This is a genomic window from Streptomyces sp. SID3343 (genome assembly GCF_009865215.1).
Lineage (GTDB): Bacteria > Actinomycetota > Actinomycetes > Streptomycetales > Streptomycetaceae > Embleya.
The window spans coordinates 1-1946 of the sequence record NZ_WWJX01000315.1 but is presented as its reverse complement, the minus strand read 5'-3'; the positions used below and the strand labels follow the sequence as shown (position 1 = coordinate 1946).

Sequence of the window (1946 nt, the reverse complement as noted above, 5' to 3'; positions counted from 1 at the left end):
GCCGACGTGACGGCCATCGCCGCCGCCCCGGGCTTGAACGTCGGCAGGACCGACCGGCCCGCCGGCGGGTGGTGCCGGCAAGGGCGCAGGATCTACCGAGCCTGTTCGGGACGGGTGGGCGCGAGGAGCGCGGCGGTGCCGGCCCACGCGTTGGCCAAGGCAAGGTGGTGGGTGACGACGTCGTGCAGAACGCGGGGGATGCGCGCCTCCACGGCACGCCCGCCGGGACTCGATGCCGGGCATGCACGCGCCGTCGTCACCGGCGGCCAGAGCCTGCGAGGCGCCGAAGCCGACCGGTGGCGGGCCCGTCGATCAGCCGGCCGTGTCGGCACACTCTCGCCGAGGTGTGCCGACATGCGATCCGGGCTGTCGGATCGCCCCGACGATGTGTCAGCGGCGGTGCGTCAGGAGGGTGGGCGTCCAGCCGTAGTCGGGGCCTTCACCGTGCGCGCGGAAGCCGGCGAGGAGCAGTTCCGAACCGTGGACGTCCAAGGCGGTGATGTTCAGGTCGGAGGTTCCGGCGGGAAGGGGCACGGGACGCACCTGACCCGACGCGATGGTCAGGGCGAAGGGGTTCGTCGCGCTCTCGTCGCTGCCAACGCAGAGCAGGCCGCCGCCGGTGAGGACTCCTCGGTCCAGTACGCCGGTGCCGGTGGGCATCGGGACCTCGCGCCAGCCGGTGCCGTCGAAGCGCAGGGCGAACGCCTCGGCCCCGGTGTCGGAGACGTTCCGCTTGCCGCCGACGGCCCAGACGTCGTTCGGGCCACGTGCGATCACGTCGCGGAGTTCGCCGTTGGCGTCCGGCACCGGGACGTTGGTCCAGGACGTGCCGTCGAAGTGGACCGCGATCGGCTTGAGGTCCGCCGTACGCCCGACGGCCCAGACGTCGCGGGCGGAGATCGCGGTCACGGAGAACAGGTACGAGTCGGGGACGATCGCGGAGAGGTCCACGACCTGCCAGGCCGCGCCGTCCCAGTGACGCACGATCGGTTCCGTGTGGTCCACCTGCTGCGGGAGTCCGCCGTCGGGGTCGGGAATGAATCCGTCGAAAATCTGCGCGAACCCGACCGCCCAGGCGTTGTTCGGGGTGATCTCGTCGACGGCCAGGAGGCTGCCGACCATGATGTCCGCCGGGGCCGCGGCCGGGACCACCCGCCAGGACGAGCCGTCCCGGCGCTCGGTGAGGAAGCCGCCCACCGCCTCGTGGTTGTCGCCGACGAGGAAGCCGCTGCGCGATGTGGACGCGTCGGCACCGTATATCTGCACGTCCGCTCCGGCGGGCAGGGCGGGCAGCCCGACCTCGCTCCACCCGTCGCCCTTGCGGGTGTCCCGCTCGATCAGGCTGGGCGCGAAGGTCATCACCTTGCCCGCCTGCACCATCCGGGTACCGGCGATCCAGGTGGTGTGCGCATCGGGACGGACGATCGCCGCCCCACGCGAGTCGTCGACAGGGAGGGTGGTCTCGGACCACCGCGAGCCCAACACGTCACTCGACGCGGCCTGTGCGGCCTGCGCCGTCGCCCCCGCACCGAGGGCCAGTGTCGAGACAAGACCCAACGCCACGGCAGTCCTACTGAAAAGGCGCACGAACATTTCTCCAGTCCGGAGCGGCGTGTCCGCCCCGCAACTGGCATGACTACGCGGGGGTTTGCTTCTGTTGCATGCCGCCGGCCCTTTCTTTGGGATGTCAGCCGATCAGGGTCCGTGGCACTGCTGAAGGAGGACGCGCAACACCAGGACACAGCTCGGCCCACACCGTCTTCCCACCCCCCTCGCCCGCATACCGAAGCATGCGGGGCCCTCGCTTGTCGCGTTTGTCGTGTCGGGTTGTCGTGTCGGGTCCACCAGGGTGCTCGGGCGGGCCCGGGCCGGACACCGCCTCGGGTGTCGCGCCCGGGCCGGGCCGACGGCCCGGGTGTGTGGTCCGGCCGCCGGGCGGCGGCGAC

1 protein-coding gene and 1 pseudogene are annotated in these 1946 nt (G+C 71.9%); both read right to left on the bottom strand.

The genetic code is table 11. From position 1 onward, the window contains the following. Positions 1-95: 95 nt before the first annotated feature. Positions 96-203 (bottom strand): annotated as a pseudogene (locus GT354_RS10740) (histidine kinase); the annotation flags it as partial. 187 nt (positions 204-390) lie between these two features. Further along, complete coding sequence (locus tag GT354_RS10735) at positions 391-1563, bottom strand: hypothetical protein (protein ID WP_161356055.1); 1173 nt, start codon at positions 1561-1563, stop codon at positions 391-393. Positions 1564-1946: the final 383 nt, after the last annotated feature.